Below are 18,846 nucleotides of genomic sequence, written 5' to 3' on the forward strand. Positions count from 1 at the left end.
AGTATCTATAAGAATGGGAGCAAAGATAATCTTTCCGCCCGAAACATTGTTCAACGAGCTTCGCTCGACTATAACTTCGATCCATTGACGAAGATGGCCACCGGGGGAGCCTTTGTCACTTTTATGCCTGATTGGTCATTAAGATTTGTTTTCTAATGAAGTTCAATTAGTTTATCGTCTTTTTATTTCTTGCTGTTCGGAAGTTTTTGCGAGGCTTGTTCTATCTTTTTCTCATCTTGGACAACCTTGCGTTCGACCTTCTTGATGTCCTCGGCCTGCGGCAATTCTTCCCGTTTGATGCCACGATCTCCCAACATAGCACGCACACTCTGATTATTTTGTATGTGCTCCCGGGTAATGGATGGTTCTCCATGCAAGTCTTTATTCTCTACGTTGTAGTTGGTCATCTTCGTGGCAAGGTTCTTGGCCGCAATGGTAAGAGTGAGTAGAAAGTCCGCCAATGGTCCATTGGATTTCACGCCCAACCGTTTTTCATATCCTCTGTGGTATGCCCTCCGAAAAGAGCCGTGTCGCCTTTGGAGCGTATGCGCCCGGAACCTTTGTCATCGACACCTCGTTCGTAAATGTTTTGTGACAATTGTTTTTCTGCTGCTCTCAATTTATCCCGAGTCTCCAAGCCAGAAAGTACGTTCAGTCGCTCTTCTATTAACTCCGCTTTCCGTGTCTGTACGGCAAAATAGCTTTGAGCAAAGGCAATTTCTTCTTTCTTCGGATCTCCGTTTTGGGCGATAAGATAGCAAGGATAACGAGTAAGCATAAAGTCAGGAATTTCACGCTTGGCTCCGCTACCTAATTCGACCATTTTCGTGACCTCACGAAAATGGTCATCCACGTTGATACCCTGCGACTTGCAGGAAGTGACCGCCCGATGTATGGCAATGAGAAAATTCTCCCAACGGGCATAACCCGATATCGTTTGCAGTTCGCGAGCAAACCAAACTTCGATTTGTTCTTTGGCATCATCGCTTTCTATATATTCGGACGATGTCGTCGAATGATGAATTATATTGCAGTATGCTATTTTATCCATATGCAGATTCCGGTTATAAGTGCAGCACTAAGGCAAATTTAGCAAGAAGCGTTCGAAAGGGGGGATATTCAAGTTTCTTTCTTGGTGTCCAAATTCCAATCACAAGTGTAATGGATCTCTCTGATGACCAATTGTAGCTTAATAGTGTGGGGGAAGGAAGTTCTATTCGGTTGTGTGGTTCCGGAATTTTCTCGTTTTGCAGTCTGCAAAACGTGGCGTGAGAAAGTTTTTGTTTTGGTTCGGAAAATTATTTTTTTTCGAACCAAAACGAAAAAAAATACGCCTGACTTTTTCTGTTTTTAGGAACGACAATTTCATCATTTTTGGTTCGTAAATCTATTTTTCCCAGACTCCTTCGAATTAGAAGATTCGTCTATCTGTGTCTTCCTATCTTATTGCAGAAATCCAGCGTTGGCACAGAGCACTCCGCCGATTTTCCTGTCAGTCTCGCCAATCTATATCCATCGGGCAATCGACTGGGTCAGCAAGTTTGAACCATATACTTTACTTTTGTTCTTATTACGAAACTATTTTCGGACAGAGATATGAGCCAAAAATCGACAAATGATCGGAGAATCATCCTCATTACCGGCGGACAACGCTCAGGCAAAAGTCTCTATTCCGAGCAGATGGCACTTGCGCTCTCTGCTCATCCTATCTATTTGGCTACGGCGCGGATTTGGGATGATGAGTTCGCTCGGCGAGTGGCTGTGCACCGTGAGAGACGTGGCTCGGAGTGGATCAATATAGAGGAAGAGAAGGTGCTGAGCCGCCACGATCCGCAGGGCGAAGTGATCCTGATCGATTGTCTGACGCTGTGGGCTACCAATTTTTTCTTTGACAACGACTCCGATGTGGAGCTTGCATATGCGGCTCTCTGTGCGGAGTTCGACTCCTTCACATCGTATTCGGGTACGTTCATCTTCGTTACCAACGAGATCGGACTGGGCGGAGTGGCGGAGAATACTGTCCAGAGACATTTTGCCGATCTGCTGGGACGGCTCAATCAGTATGTAGCTGCGCGAGCCGATCGTGTAGTCTTGATGATCAGCGGTATTCCCATGGTCATCAAAGGAGACTAAAAAGCTGTGTCTGCCGAGAATAATTTAAGAAAGAAAGGAAACGATACTGCCGGATGAAAACATTCAATATCAAACGCCCCGATCAAGCAATTGGCCAAGACCTGATCGATCGGATCAACAATCTCGCGAAGCCTAAAGGTTCGTTGGGGATGCTCGAAGAACTTGCCCTACAGATAGGGCTTATACAGCAAACCCTCTCTCCGCAGCTTCATAATCCTCACAACATAATCTTTGCTGCCGATCATGGCATTGCGGACCAAGGTGTCAGCTTCTCCCCCAAGGAAGTCACCTGGCAGGTAATCAATAATTTTCTGGGTGGCGGTGCCGGTATCAACTTCCTGTGCCGTCAGCATGGATTCGAACTGGTGCTGGTGGATGGAGGTATTGACTTCGATTTTCCCCAAGGATTGGATATCATCGATCGTAAGGTGCGGAAAGGTACGCGGAACTACCTGTACGAAGCGGCACTGACCGAAGAAGAGATGGAGCAAGCTGTGACAGCCGGAGCGGAAGTCGTTCGCGACTGTCACCACCGAGGCTGCAATGTGGTGAGCTTCGGTGAGATGGGCGTGGCCAATACTTCTACCTCTTCCATGTGGATGAGCTTCTTCACGGGAATCGACCTGAAGGATTGTGTGGGTGCCGGCAGCGGATTGGATTCGGAGGGAGTCAGACATAAGTACAACGTCCTGCGACGTGCCAAGGAAAACTATACCGGCAATGGATCGGCCGAGGACATCATCACTTATTTCGGGGGGCTGGAGATGCTCATGGCCGTCGGGGGAATGCTTCAGGCGGCAGAGTTAGGGATGCTGATCATCGTGGACGGATTCATCATGACCAATTGTCTCCTCGCGGCATCGCAATTCTATCCCGAAGTTCGCGACTATGCTGTATTCGGACATTGCGGCGATGAAGCCGGGCATGCTCGCTTGCTGAAGTATATGCAGGCCAAGCCCCTCCTGAACTTGGGACTTCGCTTGGGTGAAGGCTCCGGAGCGGTATGCTCATATCCTATCATCGTATCGGCCGTCAGCATGATCAACGAAATGCATACATTTGCTCAAGCAGCAGTAACCAAATATTTCTGAAAGTGTATGGGTAAAGAGCAGACTAAAGCATACCAGCGCGTATTGGCGGCATTCATGTTGCTGACACGTTTGCCGCTATGGCGCGTAGTCTGCGTGCCCAATATGGCCTTTAAGCGTGCCACCGATTATTGGAGTCTGGTTGGGTGGATCACGGCAGGACTGATGGCCTTGATCTATTGGTTGTGTCTGTTGATTGATCTTCCTGCTGTTATTGCCGTTTCTTTTGCATTGCTCTCGCGCATTCTCCTGACCGGGGCTTTCCATGAGGACGGGCTGGGGGACTTTATCGATGGATTCGGGGCCGGACGAACCAAGGAGCGCATTTTGGCTATTATGAAGGATTCGCATGTAGGTACCTATGGTATTCTCTCCTTCATCTTTTACTTCATGATAGGGATCTATTCTCTGTCTTCTCTCCCGCCGAGCCTGACGCTTCTTGCATTGGCTGTGGGCGATCCCCTGTGCAAAATGGTGGCCTCCCAACTCATCAATACACTCCCGTATGCGCGTTCCGAAGGCGACAGCAAGGTGCAGGCCATATACAGTCCGATGGGTGCCTTGACCTTCATGATCTCACTGGCTGCCGGAGCTTTGCCCTTAGTCCTCTTTCTTCCACTCTCTTATTGGCCGGCTGTTTCGCTTCCGATTTTGGCATTTCTCCTGTTGCACAGCCTGATGAAGTGGAAAATAGGTGGCTATACGGGGGATTGCTGCGGAGCTACTTTCCTCTTGTGCGAGCTGTCTTTCTGGGTAGGGATACTTATTGTGGATAGGATTATAGGATCGTAAGATGCAGATTACTCTCGTCCGCCACACGACTCCGGATGTTCCTGTCGGCACATGCTACGGGCAATCCGATGTGCCCCTGCGGGCTTCCTTCGAAGAAGAAGCCGAGGTCGTACGCCGGCAGCTATCGGGCATGGACTTCGATGCTGTCTATACGAGTCCGCTCAGCCGCTGTGCACGTTTGGCACATTTTTGCGGTTATCCGGATGCCATACAGGACAAACGGCTGATGGAGATCAATTTCGGGGTGTGGGAGATGCAGCGATATGAAAATATAGTAGATCCTCGTCTTCAAGATTATTACGCGGATTATTTGCGAACGCCTGCAACGGGAGGCGAGAGTTTCGTCATGCAGCTGGAACGTGTAAGCAATTTTCTGGAAGAAGTAACGGCCATGCCGTTCGGGCATTTAGCCATCTTCACGCATGGGGGTACTATTCTCTGTGCTCAGGTTCATGCGGGCTTATACGAGCTTGAGACTTGCTTCGAGCACCAAACTCCGTACGGAGGTGTCGTTACGCTGGTCGTTTCTGATAAAAAATAACGGAGTGGAATGTACTGGTGGCCCAATTATTGGTACCTTTACCTCCAGTAAAAGCATCAACATGAACACATCCATCGGCATATTCGACTCCGGTTATGGAGGACTTACCATCCTGAGTGAGATCCGCAAACTCATGCCGGAGTATAACTTTGTTTACTTGGGCGATAATGCCCGCTCTCCCTATGGCAACCGCTCTTATGAAGTGGTCTACAAATTCACGCTTCAGGCAGTGAGGAAGCTCTTCGAACTCGGCTGTCCGCTGGTCATTCTCGCTTGTAATACGGCATCAGCCAAAGCCTTGCGAACCATTCAGCAGCGTGATCTGCCCAATATGGAGGATCCCACTCGTCGTGTGCTCGGTATCATTCGTCCTACGGTTGAAGCCGTAGATGAGATTACACGCACCAAGCACGTAGGAGTTTTGGCTACACAGGGTACGGTCAGTTCGCATAGCTACCAGCTTGAAATAGCGAAGTTGTTCCCCGAAATATCAGTTACTGAAGAGGCCTGTCCGATGTGGGTGCCACTCGTAGAAACGGGTGAAAGCGATAGCCCGGGGGCTGACTATTTCATCCGCAAGCATCTGGATAGTATCATTGCCAAGGACGATACCATCGATACGATTATATTGGCGTGTACACACTATCCTCTATTGCGTCCCAAGATGAAACGTTTGCTTACTCCTACTATCAAGTTGATAGCACAGGGCGAACTCGTGGCGCATTCTTTGAAGGACTATCTCAGACGCCACCCCGAAATGGACAGACGCATTGATAAAGACGGCAAAATGTCCTATTATACGACGGAGAGTCCGGACAAATTTGGAGAATTGGCTTCTCTTTTCCTCAGGGAAGAAGTGGAGGCCGAGCATGTAACCATCGATTAAACCATAACAGCAACATTATGAATAGAGGACAGTATCTTATAGCATTAGTCATAGCCGCCATCTTTTCGGCTTGTGGCGTCAAAAACAATACCCAAGAACATCAGGAGAATCTTGACGGTAAGTGGGAGGTGAAGCTTTCAGAATCAGAAGACAATGCTTCGGCTGAAGATTTGAAAATGACATTGGATTTTAATCTTTCCGAAAAACGGTTCGGGGGCAAAGGCATCTGTAATATGTATGGAGGGGATATTGAAGCTCTGAATTCAGCCGAAGGAAAGATACGCCTCAGCGATGTTACGTCCACGCTTGCTGCCTGTGACAATATGGCTTATGAGAGGGCATTGTTCGATCGTCTTCCCGAGGTTAGGCGTTTCCAAATGAAAGACGGCAAGTGCTATCTCTATGGAGAAGAAGGAGAGATACCTCTCCTCATCCTCATTCGTCGATAGACGTAAGACAAACATTTTCGTTATTCTTTTCTTAAATGGCGGAGGCTATATCTGACACATTCGGTCGATATAGCCTCCGCGTCTGTTTGTCGGACACTGATGTACCCTGATATTGCTTACCTGAAGGACGAAAGGATATGGTGAAGGAAAAACGAAGAGGCCGAATGCTTCTCACCCAAAACGGATGAAGAGCCATTCGGCCTCTCTCTTGGAAATATCTTGGTTAAAGAGTTCCTGCTATTTGATTAGAACTTCACCACCAAGCCCATATAGCCTGTACGCGGCTGCGTAGGACCATAGATATATCCGCTGTCACGTGCAGCACCGCGATCGAAGTCCTTTTGGAAGGAGTTGAAGACATTGTTCATACCTACATAGAGTTGAACCTCGGTAGCCTGGAATACGTGGAAGTCATAACCCACCTTCAAGCCCAAGTCGAAGAATGCGGGTGTCTTCTTCAGCTCATCAATACGAGGAGCCATGCCTGTTTCGTCGGTGATCTCAGGGTTGTTCTGCATAATATCCAGTTCGGCTGACTTCACCCCATATTCGATGGCGTGAGGTACATACATCTGACCGGTATATGCTCCCGTAAGAGCTACGCTCCATGAGTGTGTGGGGTTGTAAGCCAGCGTGAAGTAACCGTATACGCTGGGGGTACGGGTGATCTGCGTATCCGTCATGGATTCGTTCTTGTACTCCTGTTGTCCATCTGCATTGGCCTCGGTAACGAAAGCTCCGTTCGTATCTTTCACCGTATTCAGACCCCACTCCTGTGCTTCATCGTATTTGTTGCTGGCCAGAGTAAGACCGGCTTGGAGCTGGAAAGACTTGTATGCGACTTTACCTTCCAGATTGAGACCGAATACTTTGGCTCCACTACCGTTGATACGCGTGTAACGTTTGATGCCATCGTGTTGATCTGGCTGCTCCTCGTTGGTGAATACATCCAGCAAACGAGTATAGAAACCTTCCACAAGGAAGTTGGTCTGGACGCTACCGAAACGATGATACATATCAGCACTCAAACTGAATGCATGAGAAATTTCAGGCTTCAGGTTCGGATCGTTGAATACTTTCTGCGCCTCACCGCCTACAACTCCTACGTGTAAGTCTTCATCGAATACCTGCGGTGCACGGAACCCTTTTGCATAGGTGGCGCGCAGGTTGATGTCCGGATTCACATTGAAACGCAGTGTAGTACGCGGGCTGAGGATCATGTCCTTAACTTCGCTATGCTTGTCCAGACGGGCACCAAGCAAGATGCTCCATTTGTCATTTTTCCATTCGTTCTGACCAAACAGGCTGTAGTTGTTGATGTTCTGATCCAATTCTGGATAAAGGGGAATGGTATTCCCATTGGCATCCTCGCCGGTCTGCCATGAAAGGATGGGCATCACGTCATTGAGTTCGTCACGCGTATATTCGGCACCGAACAAAAGCTGCGAAGGCATGAAGAGGAATTTGTCCAAGTCGTAGCTGTACTGGATACCGCCCATGTATGTCTTGCCTTTGGTCACACCATAATTATTGCCGTACTGGTCTTGAGGAATAGGGTAGCCTTCCGTACCACCGGGGTGGCCATTGATGTCAATCTCTCCGATACCTCCATAATAGCTCTTGCGATTTACGATCTGTCCGGAGGTATAAGCCTGGAAGTGGTGTTTATAGTTGGAAGAGAAGAGATCGTATTTCAAGTTTCCGCTAAATACGCTATGGTCAGTCTGTTCAGCTACACCTACTACATGAGGAGGCAAATCGATACGATCACCACCGCGGCGGAATTCATTGATCGTGTGAAACTCTCCCGTCAGCTTGCTGTAGTCGCTCAAGCGCAAATAAGAATGGGCTCCCAGCGAGCGAGCATCTATTTTGCCCAATTCAGAATAGCCGTCATCGTTAGCATCCCAAGGGTTGCGATAGCGAGCCTGTCCGAATACCATGGCACCGGCACGGTTGTCATCGCTGACGATGGAGGCATTGAAGTTCGTGTTGTTGTCTATCTTACTGAAGTCTGTAAAACTCAGGGACTCATTGAAAGTAAAGGAATTGCGAGAAGGTTCCTTGGTAATGATATTCACCACTCCGGCAATAGCAGAAGAACCGTACAAGGCCGATCCTCCACCACGTACTACCTCCACGCGTTCGATCATATTGGCAGGGATCTGCTCCAGACCGTAGACACCGGCAAGAGCACTCATAATGGGGCGGCTGTCGATGAGGATCTGTGCATAACGACCATCCAAGCCATTGATACGAACCTGATTGAAACCACAGTTCTGACAGTTGTTCTCTACACGAACTCCCGGCTGGAATGACAAGCCCTGAGCGAGGTTAGAAGCATTGACTTGCGAGAAGACCTTTTCGTTCAGTACATTTACAAGAGTAGGAGCAAGGCGGCGAAGCGTCAGTTCGCGGTTAGCCGAAATCACGACTTCGTCCAGATTGATGGCATCCTCTTCCGCTTCGAAATTCACTTCGATAGTCTTGTCCTTTTCTACGCGAACTACGCGCTCTTGGCTCTTATAGCCCATGCCACGCATAATCAAAGTGATCTCACCCGGACGCAGGTTGCGAAGATAATAGTGTCCGGTTGCATCTGTAGAAGTGCCGAAGGTAGTACCTTTGATAGCAATAGTGATACCGACAAGGTGTTCACCCGTCTTGCTGTCTTTGACGTGACCAATGATATTGGCATCGGTCGGGTACTTGAACTCAGTGTCTGTCGCTGCGTTCAGCCCGCTAAACGCAATGAGCGCAAGCAGGGCGAAAAAGAATTTTTTACTGATCATGTTTTTATTGTATAAGGTGGGAATAGTTTCCCTAAAGCGTTTCTTCCGATTCCGTCAAAAAGGAAAAGAGGATCTCGAATAGAATCTGCTCATCATATAAAAGAGAGGCGACACTCATATTGTTCGCCTCTCTTTGTATTCTTAGTTTATTCTTTCGTATTTTCTCTTACTTTTTGCCGGGCTTGATCCCGATAAGTTCCATCTCGAATGTCAGGGTAGAGAACGGTTCGATGCTATAGTTACCGGTCTCTCCATAAGCCAATTCCTGTGGGATTACAACACGAACTTTCTGACCGACTTTCATGAGTTGGAGCATCTCTGTCCAACCTTTAATCACACCGGTAACGGCAAATTCGATTCCTTCTTCGTTTTTGTCGAACTCCTTACCATCGACCAGAGTCCCCACATACTTGACACGTACGGTATCGGTCAAAGAGGGAGTAGCTCCCGTACCTTCCTGAAGAGTTTTGTATGCCAGGCCACTTGTCGTAACAGTCACGCCGTCTTCTTTCTTAAAGGTATCGATGTATTCGTTACCCTTTTCTATATTCTTGCCGAACTGCTTCATATTGTTTTCACGCTGTTTCTTGGCTTGGAAGCGTTGCATGAAAGCCTGAGCTTCTGCAAGTTTCAAGGATACTGACATAGTATCCTTCAGCAAAGAGGCACGCATAGCGGCATAGAATTTGTCCATCGCTATGGTGTCATGAGCCAACTGACGAGCTATATTGGAAGCATAGATAGCACCAAGGTTGTATGAGAAGCGCGTAGTGTCCATACCATATTTGAAGCCATCCAGGAAGGCTACTGAGTCGATAGGCTGACCTTGCAAGCGGGACATCTCGAACTGATTGGCAAAATCCTGTCCATACAGAATACCCATGGACAAGGATAAGCTATCCTTTTCACTGACAGCGGTAGTGTCAGCACTTTTCTTACAGCCGACAGCTCCTAAAGCCAAGAGGGCTGAGGCGATAATTGCAATTGTTTTTTTCATTGGAGTTTACCTTATTTTTTTGTCGTTAGTTTTTCTTCTTTGGAGCAGGCTTTGCCGGAACTGGTTTTGCCTGCTTCTCTACGAAAGGTTTGATTTCGAGTAGTTCTACTTCGAAGAAGAGCGTAGAGTTCGGCTTGAGAAGTTCGCCCATACTGCGCTCGCCATATCCCAGTTCGGTCGGGATAACAAATTCGTACTTGGCACCCTTTTGCATCAGACAAACTCCCTCAGTCCATCCCGGGATCACTTGCAGGAGACTGAATTTCGCCGGCTCGTTGCGAGAATAAGAACTGTCGAACTCTTTCCCTTCGATGTTCTTTCCTACATAATGAACAACGACCGTATCCTGAACTGTCGGACGAGGTCCTTCCCCTTCCTTCAAGACACGATACAACAAGCCGCTTTCGGTAGCCTTAACGCCCGGCTGCTTGCGGTATTCTTCCTGATAGGTCCTGCCTGCTGCCAAGTTCTCGGCTTTGAGTCTGTCCTGTACTTCCTTGAAGTATTTCTTGATCATTTCGTCCGCATCTTGGGGAGAGATCGCTGTGCTTTTTCCGGTGAGTATCTCTTCGAATGCTCGGAGAATCAGCGCACGATCCAGCGAATCGCCCGGCATCCGTCCGGTATAGTCATTGAAATTTACTGCACCGCTTATACCGAAAGCGTATGCCACAGAGTCAGCAGAAGTCACGATAGGCTTCACGGTTTGCACCTCACCCTTTTTGGGTGGTTTTTTTGCAAAGGCAGATAATCCGGCCACTAAAAAAGCCAAGCCGGCAATGATCATTACTCTCTTCATAGTGATTTGTCTTCTGATTATTTGTTGATACCCAATAATTCGATTATAAAAATGAGCGTACTACCCGGTTTGATATGCTCGCCGGCACCACGATCTCCATACGCCAGATCGCTCGGTATGGTTACTTTCCACTTGGATCCTACCGGCATCAGTTGGAGAATCTCCGTCCAGCCGGCTATAACTCCTTTTAGAGGGAAGCTGGCCGGTTCTCCCCTGTCCATAGAGCTATCGAAGACGACACCGTTGATGAGCGTACCATGATAATGACAGGTCACCGTGTCCGAAAGGGTAGGTTTCGGGCCCTCTCCCATCTTAATGACTTCGTATTGCAAGCCACTCGGTAAGGTTATTACGCCTTCCTTGTGCGCATTTATCTTGAGAAACTCTTCGCCGGCCTCTTTGTTCAGTTTGACAGCTCTCTGCTGCAAATCCATGAAATACGCCTCTATTTCGCGCTTGGCCTCGTCATACGAGAGCTGAGGGGCTTTTTCTTCCAGCACATCAGACAGACCTTGCATGAAATCATCCATAACGACGCTGTCGATGCCCGAAGACTTAAAATTATTACCGATGCTCAATCCCAGAGCATAGCTTACTTTGTCCATGTAACTCTTACTTAGTTCTTAATATGCGCGCAAAAATATAAATTTTACTCCGATTCCTCATACAACCGTACCGCATATCTTTTGCCTTTGGGGAGAGGTTTGCCAGATGTTTATCTTGAAAGATAATCTGAAGTGCATCGAACCGAAACTTTTCCTCCTTACACTCTCTTGATACGTCCTTGAAAACATGCAAAGCGAATAGTCCCGATTCCAACAGGTGTCGAAATTTGCCCACTTAAATTGAGATCCGTTTGCCGAATTTTGGATTCTTCTTACTTTTATAAGGCTTAAATGAAACCCACCTTTTTCAATACTCAAAAATATGAATATCGATACAGCTTATTACAGACATCGGACGTGTCTCCGGTTTATCCTTTCGTTTATTGTATGGCTGATTCCCATGTTGGCGCATGCACAAATTTCCCCCCAAAAGGCCGAACGGTTGGCTTGGGATTTTCTTGTTTCGCGTTTTAGTGACCGGCCTTTGCCCGGACTCTATCGAACCGATATGCCTGAGGAATATGGTGTTCATGTATTTAATATAGGAGAGGATAACGGTTTTGTGCTCGTCTCCAAAAGTGAAGGAGCCGATATACCTGTCATAGGATATAGTACGAGCGGCAGATTCGATTATAATCGTATGCCTCCTGCCCTGAAAGCATTGCTTCTGACTCTCAAGTCCAATGCCTCCGAAACGGCTCCGTTGCTTCCCGGAACCTATAAAACCGTAGCCCCGATCCTGACCACCAAGTGGGGGCAAGGGAAACCTTACAACCAGACAATACCGCAAATAGACGGCCAGCCCACATGGACCGGATGCGGAGCTACAGCTATGGCACAGCTGGTAAAGTACTACCGGCATCCGAAAAGAGCAACAGGTAGCGTCTCTTACACCACCTACACCACAAACCTGCATTTGGAGGAGAATCTGGCCAATATTACGTTGGACTATGACCATCTCAAAGATGACTACACCTTATCTTACACCGCGGAGGAAGCCACCGCTGTAGCCGAACTGATGCGAGCCTGCGGCTTGGCCATGAAGATGGACTACGGATTAGATGGAAGCGGTGCATATATAGACGACGTGAAAATAGCTCTTCACCGGCATTTTCAGTACGATTGTGAGCTGATCGTCAAGGATGATTATTGGGACCCTTACGACAATGAGGAATGGATGTCTCGGATTTACGAAGAATTGCAGGCTCTTCGCCCGATCCTCTATTTAGCTCAGAGTGCCGACAACGGAGGACATTTCTTCCTGCTCGACGGCAATGACGAAGCAGGGATGGTGCATATCAACTGGGGATGGGATGGCTACTGCGACGGCTTCTTTGCTTTCGGTGCTTTTAACCCCGATGATGAAGAGATCAGTCCCGATGGGTTCAACTTCGAGCACATGATGCTCGTAGGCATAGAACCATACGACACCTTCCTGCCCGAAGACATCCTTACGTGGAGCGGTACTCCATCGCCCACGCATTTCGTTGGGATCAATGGCTCTGCCGTATTGTATGCGGCACATCATTTCGCCCCAAGCGAACTCTCATTGATGGGAGGCAATAGTATCCGTAGCATAGAATTTGCTCCCGGTGCCGAACAAGGCAAGTACACGCTCTGTATTTGGAGGGACAAAGAGCGAAAGCATCTGCTGATGCAGCAGGCTGTGGCGAATTTCCAACCGGGTATTCCTAATCGTATTGTCTTGGACGAACCGTTCACAATCCCATTCGGAGAGGATCTCTATATCGGTTACAAAGTAGAGGATGCTCAGTACGGCCATCCACTCGGATGCGACGATGGGCCGGCCAATGCCGGTAAGGGGAATTTGGTTGGTTATAATGATCAGGCATTCGAATCCCTTGTCAATCTCGTAGATGTAAATTACAATTTCTATATCCGCGCTTATACCGAAAAAGCGGAACACATCACCTATACGTTAAAGTATGAACAACCGGCCAACGGCAGTCTGAGCATATTCACGCCCGAGGGCACACCCGTGGCCTCGAACACAACGCTCCGGCAGGGAACGATCCTGCGAATAAAAGTCCAACCTCACGAAAATTATCAACTAAATGAACTGACGGTCAATGGAGAAAGCATCCCGATCGAAGCATACTTCTCTTTGGATGACAATACGACCGTGGCAGCCTCCATGACCCCTGTAGCCTATACCGTCACATTCGATCAGCCGGCCAACGGAAGCCTTTCGCTCACCGCTAACGGACAGAACATAAGCAGCGGCGAAGAACTGGGCTACGGCACTTCCATCACAGTAGTACCCTTGCCGGATACCGGCTACGAGGTAGATCGGGTAACCGTAAACGGGCACGAACTGAGCGAGCCGTATATCTTCATGCTGGAGGCCCAAAGTGTGGTCAGTGCACTGATGAAAGTAAAAGCCGGTCACTGCTGCGCAGTACCTTCTGCGGCATCATACAAAGTCTATCCTAATCCCACGACATCCGGACTGACGATAGAAGTACCGGAGGAAATGGTCGGACAGACGGCCCGACTATGCGATTTGGCCGGAAAGGTCATCCTATCTCACCGGCTACAGGCGACGACGGATTGTATCCATATCGGCACAGTTCCTGTGGGTACCTATCTCCTCAGAGTAGGCCGATTCGTACTAAAAGTCGAAAAACGCTGACCCCGAAGCTCTGTTTTTCGGAAGAGAGGCCTGTACAAAGGATGCTTCCGAATCATTGAAAACGAAAGGATGGAAAATAAAAAACTGTTTGGGGCTGCTCCCGAACAGTTTTTTTATTTCCAAGCCTTCCGTATCATATCTGCACCCTAATCACACGAATGGCAGTATCAATTCAATGCGCTTATTTACAGGTAGTTATATTTTTCAAAAAAGAGGCAAAACAACCCCCGAACCAAACTATATACTTTGGTCAAACTAAACTATATAGTTTGGTCAAACTAAACTATATACTTTGGTCAAACTAAACTATATAGTTTGGTCAAACTAAACTATATACTTTGGTCGAACCAAACTATATACTTTGATGAAACCAAACTATATACTTTGGTTTTGCCCTTTGTAAACCTTACAAAATCTCTATCACGGCAAGCCTTCCGGAGAAGTCTTTGTTGAATACGCAAGATTGGGTTACAAACTTTCTTTTATCCCAAAGTACATCGGTCGAACCTTAATGCTTGCTATCTCAAGGGTGTATAGACTCGTGATCATACTCCTTCCCCTTTATGCCGGTATCCCTCAATCCCAATCAAATTTTATTTGTGATTTTCGTCGTGGTTTCTGCCTGTAAATATCTGATCATGCGTAATGGATACAGTTGTATCTGAATACTAACTGTCGTTTGAGGAGCCGTTTCCCGATAGTATCGGGTCAAGAGATGTTTATGAAGTCTCGTGGTTCTGTTTTATCTATTCAGCCGGCCAAACCTGCAAATTGTTAATATGTTTTTGTTGTCGGATTGATTGTTTTGTATATTTAGGACGGATTTTATTGGCGAGCAAGAGATGCGGCCGGATCTGAAAGGCTGTAGTCCAATATATAAAACAACAATCAAAAAAGAATCAAGATGAAAGAGTTAGCTAAAACAGTAAGAATTATTTTGGCATTGTTCTTCTTTACAATGCTCGCCTATGGTCAAGAACCAAAAGGGGAAACAGGAAATGTACCTGCCGAAAAACAGGCCTCTTATGTGGAAAATGAATTTATAATATGGTTGAATCAAGGGGTAGATGCCGCAGTATTTGCAGTCGATTGTAACGAGCCTGTCGTGCCGAAACGCCTTTTGTCCAAGAGATTGAATATCTGGCTCTTCGAGATCAAGGACAATGTAGAGAAAAGGTCTATGATCATGGCCAATCTCTCCCGGAATGGAGATATCAGGCATATCCAAAACAACCATACCAACGTTACGTTGCGAGACATTACACCCAATGACACTCATTATAATAAGCAGTGGGCGCCGGCCAAAATATCGCTTCCGAAAGCATGGGACGAGTACTCCACCGGCGGCAATACTGCAATGAACGATGCTATTGTGGTGGCCGTTATCGACGGCGGAGCTTTCCTGAACCATGAAGATCTAAGTTTTTTCAAAAACACTCACGAAATCCCAAACAATGGAATAGATGATGACGGTAATGGCTATAAAGACGATTACAATGGTTGGAATGCGTTCTTGCATAACGGCAATATCAACTCGGATCCGCATGGGACTCACGTCAGTGGCATAGTAGGCGCAGTCGGGAATAATGCCAAAGGAGTATGTGGGGTGAACTGGAATGTCAAAGTAATGCCCATTCGTGGCAGCTCCGGATCTGAAGCGATAGTCGTAGAAGCCTATTCCTACGCTATGGAGATGCGGGCACTTTACAACGAAACGAATGGAGCGAAAGGAGCTTTTGTCGTAGCTACCAATTCGTCCTTCGGTATTGATTATGGCAATCCCAACAACTATCCCATCTGGTGTTCGATGTACGATGAGATGGGCAAGGTGGGGATCCTGAGTTGCGGAGCCGGCCCCAATATGAATGTAAATGTGGACAACGTAGGAGATGTTCCTTCCACCTGTCCGAGCAACTATTTGATCGGCGTCACCAACACTACACAGGCGGACATAAAAAATCCGGGCGCGGGCTATGGCATCAATAATATAGATATCGGTGCACCCGGTACAGCTATTTATTCTACGACGCCGAACAACACCTATCAGTATATGACCGGCACGTCCATGGCAACGCCTCAGGTGGCAGGCGTCATTGCACTGATGTATGCCTCTATGCCTAAGGAGATGATACAGTCTTGCAAGGAAGACCCCGCCGAATTTGCTTTGATGGTGAAAAAATCTTTGCTCGATGGTGCGGACAATCTCTCTTCTCTCAATGGCCTCGTGGCTTCGGGCAGAAGATTGAATGCCTATGGCGCGATAAAAACAGTGCTCGAGAATAATCCGAAACCCGTATTGGGCGGTACTGTCCAGATCGAAGGTAATGCCGTCTTCGGACAGACATTAACGGCTAATACTACGGGATTGACCTCTACACCGGTTGTCTCGGACTTGGGACAGCTTAGCTATCAATGGAGACGCGGTACCGCAAATATCGAAGGAGCCGTTTCCGCCACTTATTCTTTGGTAGAAGCTGACATCAATCAGGTGATCAATGTCCAAGTAACGGCTACCAACTGTACGGGTACGATCACTTCTCCTGATACGCAACCGGTTGTAAAAGCCGACCAAACAGCACCTGCTCCTCCTGTCATGGAGAGCAATACTGTTTCCAGTATTACCCTTGCAGCCTTGGCAGGATGCGAATACAATATCAACGGAGGGGCATGGCAGGCGTCTCCAACGTTTGAAGGCCTGACGGCAAATACATCGTACACTTTCAGGCAGCGTAAAGCCGAAACGTCCACCCATTTTGCTTCGCCGGCAAGCCCTGAGGCTGTATTCAGCACAGCAGAAGACACCGGCATAGCAGAAGTATTGGCGCAAAGTATAGCCCTCTATCCTAATCCGACGAACGGCGAATTGAAAATTAAGAGTGGCGACCTGAGTGTAAATCGGGCTGAACTTCTCGATGTCCATGGCAAAACTCTTGAGCTTTTCGATTTCTCCGGTAAAGATGCAGGAGCTAATGCTTCAAAGCCTAACGGCCCCGCACTCGAGAGAGTGATCAACCTGTCTCACCTGCCGGCCGGAATTTACTTCTTAAGAGTGAAAACCAATGCAGGAGAAGTAGTAAAGAAAGTCGTGAAAGAGTAGTGGCTCATCTGTTTGGCCTATGGCCATGATCCATAGGAAATGAAGAGGGTGTTGCAAGACAAAAGTTGCAACACCCTCTTGGCTTTTATCGGAAATGAGTAATGCTCTCTATAAATAAGGGATCTCAATCATTTGCCGGCTTCGGTGTACGAATCTTGTGATCCATTTCGAAAGGGATCACCATCGACAGCTCCAAGAAGCCCATATATTCCCCCTTTTCATACCAGGGGATCTGATAGATCAGCTTCTTTCGCCCATTCTTCTCTATCGTATAGACGTGCTTTCGCTCCTGACGCATCATCTCTTCGAGCATGGAGCGAGCCGGTTCGGGATGACAGTCCAATACATTCGAGCCGATCAGCTCCTGACCTGGCTTGAGGTTTACCTGACGGGACTGTTCGTTCATATCAATGATTTTGCCCGTTTTGTCACAAACGGTCACGGCAATATCTGCCTCTTGGAAATACTTCATTTTTCGGATTATGTGATAGGATTATGTTTTTCGGATTTCTGCCACTATGTCCAGCCAGTTCCGGATCAGTCGTTCTCCACAATCGGATATAATGCTTTCGGGATGGAACTGAACGCCATAGTGCGGCAGTAGCTTGTGGCGCATGGCCATCAGCACACCGTCATCATCGCTCCAAGCCGTGGGGATCAGGCAGTCCGGCAAGTCGGTATCCTGCACCGCCCAGCTATGATAACGCCCGACAACGGCATTGTTCGGTACACCTTTCCAAAAAGGCTCGTCCGGCTCGGTCAGTCGTATTCGAGAGTCATGCCCATGGAAAGGATGTTCGATTCGCCGTAGTCGGCCGCCGAAGAACTCTGCCAGAGCCTGATGTCCCAAGCAGACACCCAAGATGGAGTGGGTGCTTGCTGCGGATTGGATCAGCTCCATTTGGCCGCAAGCTTCGGAAGGCAACCCCGGCCCGGGGCTTAACAGGATACCTTGATAATCCGACAAATTGTCCCAAGGGATAGCGTCTCCTCGGACTACATCGAACCGACAGTTCGGAGATTCTCGAAGCAGCTGTACCAGATTGTAAACGAACGAATCGCGGTTGTCAAGAACTAATACTCGTAACATCGGGGGCAAAGGTATTCATTTGTCCTTGCAGAGACATCCCAAGGATAAGGCTTTGGCCAACTGCGCAGGCTCAAAATCCGTTTTTGGTTTGATTTACACAGCGCAAACGACGTCCGAATTCTTTTTTGACCCTTTTTACAGGCTTGAGAGGGGGTATTTCTCTTTTATAAGGTATTTATATTCCGTGTAATATCTCCACTGCCTGACGAACCATGTCGGCCGATGTCTCGGGACGGCTGTATTCATCTATTTTCACCATACCGCCCATACTGACTTCAGGCCGCCGAAATCGCATGCTACTCGGAATATCATGGCGCAAGGAGCTGTGGAATTGGGTGATTCCGGTATGGCGAGCCAACGCTTCTATATTGCCCAATCGTATACCGCAGCCGGCCATGATGCCGATTCGACCGGCAGCTTGTCTGTTTAGTGCTCCGATCATGTCTTTACCCTCCAATGCCGTAGGGGCACAGCCGGACGTAAGTACACGGTGGAAGCCGGCGGCAATCAGCTTTTCGAGCATCTCAAACGGAGCAGCACAGACATCGAAAGCCCGGTGAAAAGTGAGCTGCATCCCTTGCGCCTCTTTCAAAAGACGTGAATTTGCTTCCTCATCATAGTCCCCCTCCGGTGTGAGACATCCAAAGACAACGCCTTCCATACCGAGACTACGAGCTACACGAATGTCGTAGCACATGGCTTCTATTTCCTCCGAAGAGTAAACAAAATCCCCTGCACGCGGACGTATTATGACATGGATAGGAATGGCTATCAGACTGCGAGCTACGGCCATCTCTCCGGCCGAAGGCGTAGTACCGCCCTCAGGAATACCGGCACAAAGCTCTACACGAGTAGCCCCACCCAACTCAGCCTGCCGACAGCTGGCAGCCGAATTGGCACAAATTTCTAATTGCATCGCCATAT

General features: G+C 48.0%; 16 protein-coding genes and 1 pseudogene. 8 read left to right on the plus strand and 9 right to left on the minus strand.

Going from position 1 to position 18,846, the window contains the following annotated elements; all coding sequences use genetic code 11:
* Window positions 1–182: 182 nt before the first annotated feature.
* A pseudogene (gene dinD / locus HQ49_RS06425) lies at window positions 183–1,037 on the minus strand (DNA damage-inducible protein D).
* A gap of 82 nt (window positions 1,038–1,119) precedes the next feature.
* On the minus strand, window positions 1,120–1,317 hold the full coding sequence (locus HQ49_RS12720; RefSeq protein WP_152567105.1) for a DUF1661 domain-containing protein: 198 nt from the start codon (window positions 1,315–1,317) through the stop codon (window positions 1,120–1,122).
* Between the two features lie 279 nt (window positions 1,318–1,596).
* Here HQ49_RS12720 and HQ49_RS06430 point away from each other — a divergent pair, with 279 nt between their 5' ends.
* The 6 genes from HQ49_RS06430 (at window position 1,597) to HQ49_RS06455 (ending at window position 5,889) form a co-directional block, all read left to right on the plus strand.
* Window positions 1,597–2,133, plus strand: a complete 537-nt coding sequence (locus HQ49_RS06430) for a bifunctional adenosylcobinamide kinase/adenosylcobinamide-phosphate guanylyltransferase (protein WP_039419072.1) — start codon at window positions 1,597–1,599, stop codon at window positions 2,131–2,133.
* A gap of 53 nt (window positions 2,134–2,186) precedes the next feature.
* Window positions 2,187–3,224, plus strand: coding sequence for a nicotinate-nucleotide--dimethylbenzimidazole phosphoribosyltransferase (gene cobT, locus HQ49_RS06435; RefSeq protein ID WP_039419073.1), 1,038 nt, complete (start codon window positions 2,187–2,189; stop codon window positions 3,222–3,224).
* A 6-nt stretch (window positions 3,225–3,230) separates the two neighbouring features.
* Window positions 3,231–4,013, plus strand: a complete 783-nt coding sequence (locus HQ49_RS06440) for an adenosylcobinamide-GDP ribazoletransferase (RefSeq protein ID WP_039419074.1) — start codon at window positions 3,231–3,233, stop codon at window positions 4,011–4,013.
* Between the two features lies 1 nt (window position 4,014).
* Window positions 4,015–4,554 (plus strand): alpha-ribazole phosphatase, encoded by a 540-nt coding sequence (gene cobC / locus HQ49_RS06445; RefSeq protein WP_039419075.1) that lies wholly within the window; start codon window positions 4,015–4,017, stop codon window positions 4,552–4,554.
* Window positions 4,555–4,615: 61 nt separating this feature from the next.
* On the plus strand, window positions 4,616–5,440 hold the full coding sequence (gene murI / locus HQ49_RS06450; RefSeq protein ID WP_018965580.1) for a glutamate racemase: 825 nt from the start codon (window positions 4,616–4,618) through the stop codon (window positions 5,438–5,440).
* A 17-nt stretch (window positions 5,441–5,457) separates the two neighbouring features.
* Window positions 5,458–5,889: an META domain-containing protein gene (locus HQ49_RS06455; RefSeq protein ID WP_039419077.1), complete on the plus strand. Its 432-nt coding sequence runs from the start codon at window positions 5,458–5,460 to the stop codon at window positions 5,887–5,889.
* Between the two features lie 245 nt (window positions 5,890–6,134).
* On the opposite strand, the gene HQ49_RS06460 is transcribed toward HQ49_RS06455, so the two are convergent.
* The 4 genes from HQ49_RS06460 to HQ49_RS06475 form a co-directional block, all read right to left on the minus strand.
* Window positions 6,135–8,681, minus strand: coding sequence for a TonB-dependent receptor (locus HQ49_RS06460; protein WP_039419080.1), 2,547 nt, complete (start codon window positions 8,679–8,681; stop codon window positions 6,135–6,137).
* Window positions 8,682–8,847: 166 nt separating this feature from the next.
* Window positions 8,848–9,678, minus strand: coding sequence for an FKBP-type peptidyl-prolyl cis-trans isomerase (locus HQ49_RS06465; protein WP_026292289.1), 831 nt, complete (start codon window positions 9,676–9,678; stop codon window positions 8,848–8,850).
* Between the two features lie 25 nt (window positions 9,679–9,703).
* Entirely contained in the window at window positions 9,704–10,477 is a 774-nt protein-coding gene (locus HQ49_RS06470; RefSeq protein WP_018965576.1) for an FKBP-type peptidyl-prolyl cis-trans isomerase, read from the minus strand.
* 17 nt (window positions 10,478–10,494) lie between these two features.
* The gene (locus HQ49_RS06475) at window positions 10,495–11,082 is read right to left on the minus strand and encodes an FKBP-type peptidyl-prolyl cis-trans isomerase (RefSeq protein ID WP_039419081.1); all 588 of its coding nucleotides are present in this window, start codon (window positions 11,080–11,082) and stop codon (window positions 10,495–10,497) included.
* A gap of 322 nt (window positions 11,083–11,404) precedes the next feature.
* Between HQ49_RS06475 and HQ49_RS06485 the strand changes: the two genes are divergently transcribed.
* Window positions 11,405–13,735 (plus strand): thiol protease/hemagglutinin PrtT, encoded by a 2,331-nt coding sequence (locus HQ49_RS06485; RefSeq protein WP_039419084.1) that lies wholly within the window; start codon window positions 11,405–11,407, stop codon window positions 13,733–13,735.
* Window positions 13,736–14,639: 904 nt separating this feature from the next.
* Window positions 14,640–16,832: a S8 family serine peptidase gene (locus HQ49_RS10365; protein ID WP_080745569.1), complete on the plus strand. Its 2,193-nt coding sequence runs from the start codon at window positions 14,640–14,642 to the stop codon at window positions 16,830–16,832.
* Window positions 16,833–16,956: 124 nt separating this feature from the next.
* On the opposite strand, the gene HQ49_RS06495 is transcribed toward HQ49_RS10365, so the two are convergent.
* From HQ49_RS06495 to HQ49_RS06505, 3 genes are all read right to left on the minus strand, one after another.
* Window positions 16,957–17,304: a PAS domain-containing protein gene (locus HQ49_RS06495; protein WP_018965572.1), complete on the minus strand. Its 348-nt coding sequence runs from the start codon at window positions 17,302–17,304 to the stop codon at window positions 16,957–16,959.
* A gap of 21 nt (window positions 17,305–17,325) precedes the next feature.
* Entirely contained in the window at window positions 17,326–17,922 is a 597-nt protein-coding gene (locus HQ49_RS06500; RefSeq protein WP_039419086.1) for an anthranilate synthase component II, read from the minus strand.
* 175 nt (window positions 17,923–18,097) lie between these two features.
* Window positions 18,098–18,844: a copper homeostasis protein CutC gene (locus HQ49_RS06505; protein WP_039419087.1), complete on the minus strand. Its 747-nt coding sequence runs from the start codon at window positions 18,842–18,844 to the stop codon at window positions 18,098–18,100.
* Window positions 18,845–18,846: the final 2 nt, after the last annotated feature.

Origin of the sequence: Porphyromonas gulae (assembly GCF_000765945.1) — a bacterium.
In the GTDB taxonomy this organism is placed as follows: Bacteria; Bacteroidota; Bacteroidia; order Bacteroidales; family Porphyromonadaceae; genus Porphyromonas; species Porphyromonas gulae.